This window comes from Arthrobacter sp. CAN_A6 (genome assembly GCF_015751715.1).
Lineage (GTDB): Bacteria > Actinomycetota > Actinomycetes > Actinomycetales > Micrococcaceae > Arthrobacter_D.
Genome location: NZ_JADOUV010000037.1, coordinates 1 through 4,073 on the forward strand (window position 1 = coordinate 1; position 4,073 = coordinate 4,073).

Genomic DNA, 4,073 nt, shown 5'->3' on the forward strand with positions numbered 1-4,073 from the left:
GCCCCCAGGACCAGCGTGGATCAACCAACCCCAGGAAACCACCCAACAGTCAGCCGCCTAACTCCCCTTGGTACCGTTCAGCTTGAAAAATTCCGCTAGACCGGTGGTCATCGTGAGGATCTCGGCGGCCAGCATTTGATTGAACATGTTGAAGCCGACCAGGCTAAACACCACGACCGCGCAGATCAGGGCAACACCGCGGAAACCGAACTGTGCCCGGGACTGGATCATTTGGGGCAGGCCCAACTGAGGCCCCTGGGCCGAATGGAATGCGGTGAAGACCGTTCCGACCGCAACTCCCGAAACTATCGCCAGCAGGGAAGTCAGGAAGGACGCCCCGAGGGCAGCGCCGAGCATGCCGGTCGCCAGAGTGGTGACATTGGCGTTGGACATGAACCAAAGCGGGAACAGACTCCATGGCTTCCCGCTGCGCTCGGTCAGCGGCACCCAATCGATGGATCGCGACTCGATGATCTCCGGTCGTACAGCCGGTTGTTGCGGCGCCGTAACTGATCCGCTCATGGTTTTCCTCCGGTATGGTCGCGGCACATGCAACACCCAGCTAGGGAGTTGACTGGAGTGCGGTTCCACTGACGATAAGTGCGACGAACTCATCGCACAAGACGATATACACCTCTATCAGCCATAGGAGGAAGCTATGTCACAGCCTCGGAGTGAGTCATCATCACCATTTCGGTGGCCAGTCGCAGCAACTCGGAGGTCACCGGAGATAAAGCAGCATCCTCGCGGGTGATCACGGCGATCGTTTCGTAGAACGGGTCGGCAAAAGGCACGGTGAACACCTCTGGAGGGAAAACAGCATTGACGGCGATCGCCCGGGAGACAATCGTGTCGCCTACCCCGCGGGCGACCAAAGCCAAAGCAGATTCCACGTTCTCAACCTCGATCATCGGCTCAAGCCGCACCCCGGCGAGCTGGGCGCGTTCGGCCAACTGACGCCGGGTGGGATCCTCCCATCCATAGTGGGCGTCATAAAGAATGAGTGGAGCTTCCGTGATCGATTCGACCGTCATCGGGTGCACTGTCCGCGCAGCATCGGTCGTGGCCCACAGCACTTCATCGCGCAAAATCGGCGTAACAGCGAGCCCGTGGTCAACGATGGGCAGGACAACCAAACCCGCCTCGAGCTCCCCGGAGCGCACACCCTCGGCAACTTCTACGGAGTTCTGGCCGATCAGCCGGGTGCGTACCCCTGGTCGTTCGGCATGGAATCGCACCGCCAGATCGGACAGGAAGTAGTAGGGGGCATTACGCAGAACCCCCACGGATGCCACTCCGCCTGTCATTCCACGGAAGGCGTTCAACGACTGCTCGGCCCCATCTGCCCCATCCACAACCCGACGAGCCCACGGCAGCAACTCCCGTCCCGCCGAGGTAAGCACAAGGTGCCGGCCACCTCGCACGAAGAGCTGCAGCCCGTTTTCGGCCTCGAGCTTGCGGACCAGTTCGGACACGGTGGGCTGGGTGGTTCCCAAAGCTGTAGCAGCGGCAGTGAACGACTCCAAAGTGGCGGCGAGCAGGAACGCCCGGAGTTGAGTAAGAGTCATAGCCTAAGACTATAGCTTCGATAGTTTCTATAGTCCTTGTGGTATGTCTCTTTCTTTGCATACGATCACGGCATGCTATTTACTCCCTCCGTGCTGCAAAACCTCACCGGTCAATACCGCCACCTCAAAGAACCCCTGGTTGATGCACCCGCCGCCCAGCGCGATCCTGCCGTAATCGAAACTGTGTCATCGATGCTCCGCGACATAGAGGCCGGAGGCATGGACGCCGTACTGAAATACGCCGGCACGCTCGATGGTTGGAACAGAAGCGACGTCGAATTATCCGGAAGCGACATCGCCTCCAGTGGAACCCGGCTGCCCGCCGATCTGCGCGGAGCAATCGAACTCGGGGCGGAACGCACTCAGGTGTTCGCCCGGGCGCAGCGCGGACATCTCGTCGATTTTGAAACCGAGGTGGTGCCCGGGGTGAAAGCCGGTGTCCGCTACATCCCGGTATCCCGCGTTGGGGCCTATCTGCCCGCCGGACGGTTCCCTCTCACAGCCAGTGCGTTCATGACCGTGGGAGTAGCCAAGACCGCCGGGGTGCCGACCGTCCTGGCATGCACACCACCGCAGCCCGATGGCCGCGCCAATGATGCCGTGCTGTACGCGGCGCACCTTTCCGGGGTCGACCGGGTTTTCGTCCTGGGCGGCGTGCAAGCTCTAGCCGCGATGGCCTTCGGGCTGCTCGGTGAGCTGCCCGTCGACATGCTGGTCGGCGCGGGCAACGCCTACGTGGCTGAAGCCAAGCGCCAACTGTTCGGCACGACGGCTATCGACCTGCTGGCGGGACCTTCCGAAGTGGCGGTCCTTGCCGATGAAAGCGCCGATCCCGAACTGGTGGCCGCAGACCTATTGGGACAGGCCGAGCACGGTCCCAATTCCCCTGCTGCTTTGGTGACCACGTCCGCGGAGTTGGGACAGAAAGTGATCGACGAAGTGGAGCGTCAACTCTTGACACTGGCGACGGCCGAAATCGCTGGCGCGGCGTGGCGCGACTATGGTTCCGTCACCGTTGCGGCGAACCGTGAGATAGCAGTCACGCTCATGGATGACCTTGCTCCGGAACACCTCGAACTCCTGACCCGCGACAACGACTACTACCACTCGACCTTGCGCAACTACGGGTCGGTTTTCCTTGGAGAGTGGAGCACTGTCGCATACTCCGACAAGGGAATGGCAGGAACAAACCATGTTCTGCCGACAGCCGGCGGTGCCAAACACTCCGCGGGGCTCTCAGTATCTCGGTTTCTCAAACCACTCACCTATCAGCGTGTGGAGCGGGACGCGACACCCGACCTCGCCGAGGCTGTCGCCATAATTTCCGCATCAGAAGGAATGGCCGCGCACCGGGCCACCGCCACCCTTCGACTGCAGCGGCTTAGCCCGACTTTCGAAACTGACTCCCGGATCCGGGTCTAGTGAATCTGAAAGAACCTGCCCCCCCGCGCGCTCGAACCCAAATACGCGAGGTGTCAGTTCGAGCCCACGAACTTGCCCCGCTGGCCGGTGAGCTCGAGGCAAACCTCTCCATGATCAACGACGCCATCCAACAGGCGGTAGCCGATGAGATACAGCTGCTGGTGCTGCCGGAACTCGCTACAAGCGGGTACTACCTGCGCAAGGACGAAGCCGAACGGTGCGCGTTATCTGCTGATCACCCTCTGTTTGAACAGTGGGCGAAACTGCTCACCTCCGACATGGTTCTGGTTGTTGGATTTTGTGAACAGGGCGACGGGGAACTTTTCAACAGTGCTGCTGTCATCACTCAGGCCGGACTGCAAAGCGTCTACCGCAAAACCCACCTATGGGATGAAGAACAATCCCTTTTCTCCAAAGGGAAGCATGCCCCGCCGGTGGTACAGACGCCTGCCGGTGCTATCGGGATTCTCATCTGCTACGACCTTGAATTCCCGGAAATGCCACGCTCCCTCGCCCTCCGGGGCGCTGAAATCACCGTCGTACCAACAAACTGGCCCCTGGTGGCCCGACCTGCCGGTGAGCACCCGCCCGAGGTAATCCAAGGCATGGCCGCGGCACGGGCATCAGCCATGGCGATTATCTGCTGCGATCGCCGGGGAACGGAACGAGGACATACCTGGACGCAAGGAACGGCAATCATCGGCAGCGACGGCTGGCTCTACGGAAACACCGACGCATCCGGCCGATTAGACACAGTCATAAACATCTCGGCGGAACGTACCCGAATAGGACCACTCAACGATTCACTGCACGACCGCCGGCCCGACCTCTATACGGAACACTGAGCGACCCGTCACTAACCACCCTGAGGTGTACTACTGATGTGAGACACAGGTTGAAAGGCTTGTGCTCATGTCAGCTCGGCTAACGTATTCCGACTGATTCACTACCGGTGCTGTGCTGCACGTCCAGGGAGTCGTTCTCGTTCTGGTTGGGTCCCCGGGTAGGAGTCCAGTGTTTATGTGAGTTTCGTGTCCGAGAATGGACACAGGAGGAAATTCACGAATCATGGCACGCAGACAT

4 protein-coding genes are annotated in these 4,073 nt (G+C 60.4%); 2 read left to right on the plus strand and 2 right to left on the minus strand.

The window, feature by feature from the left end; genetic code table 11:
- Nucleotides 1-57: 57 nt before the first annotated feature.
- Entirely contained in the window at nt 58-522 is a 465-nt protein-coding gene (locus tag IWX75_RS17405) for a cytosine permease (protein ID WP_196823516.1), read from the minus strand.
- A 134-nt stretch (nt 523-656) separates the two neighbouring features.
- Nucleotides 657-1,568 (minus strand): LysR family transcriptional regulator, encoded by a 912-nt coding sequence (locus IWX75_RS17410; RefSeq protein WP_196823517.1) that lies wholly within the window; start codon nt 1,566-1,568, stop codon nt 657-659.
- A 72-nt stretch (nt 1,569-1,640) separates the two neighbouring features.
- Here IWX75_RS17410 and hisD point away from each other — a divergent pair, with 72 nt between their 5' ends.
- Entirely contained in the window at nt 1,641-2,990 is a 1,350-nt protein-coding gene (gene hisD / locus IWX75_RS17415) for a histidinol dehydrogenase (protein ID WP_196823518.1), read from the plus strand.
- 50 nt (nt 2,991-3,040) lie between these two features.
- Nucleotides 3,041-3,835 (plus strand): nitrilase-related carbon-nitrogen hydrolase, encoded by a 795-nt coding sequence (locus tag IWX75_RS17420; protein ID WP_334684459.1) that lies wholly within the window; start codon nt 3,041-3,043, stop codon nt 3,833-3,835.
- The last annotated feature ends 238 nt before the right edge of the window (nt 3,836-4,073 follow it).

Coding starts and splice junctions, on each gene's coding strand:
- IWX75_RS17405 (WP_196823516.1), bottom strand. CDS start 522: ATGAGCGGATCAGTTACGGCGCCGCAACAACCGGCTGTACGACCGGAG.
- IWX75_RS17410 (WP_196823517.1), bottom strand. CDS start 1,568: ATGACTCTTACTCAACTCCGGGCGTTCCTGCTCGCCGCCACTTTGGAG.
- hisD (WP_196823518.1), top strand. CDS start 1,641: ATGCTATTTACTCCCTCCGTGCTGCAAAACCTCACCGGTCAATACCGC.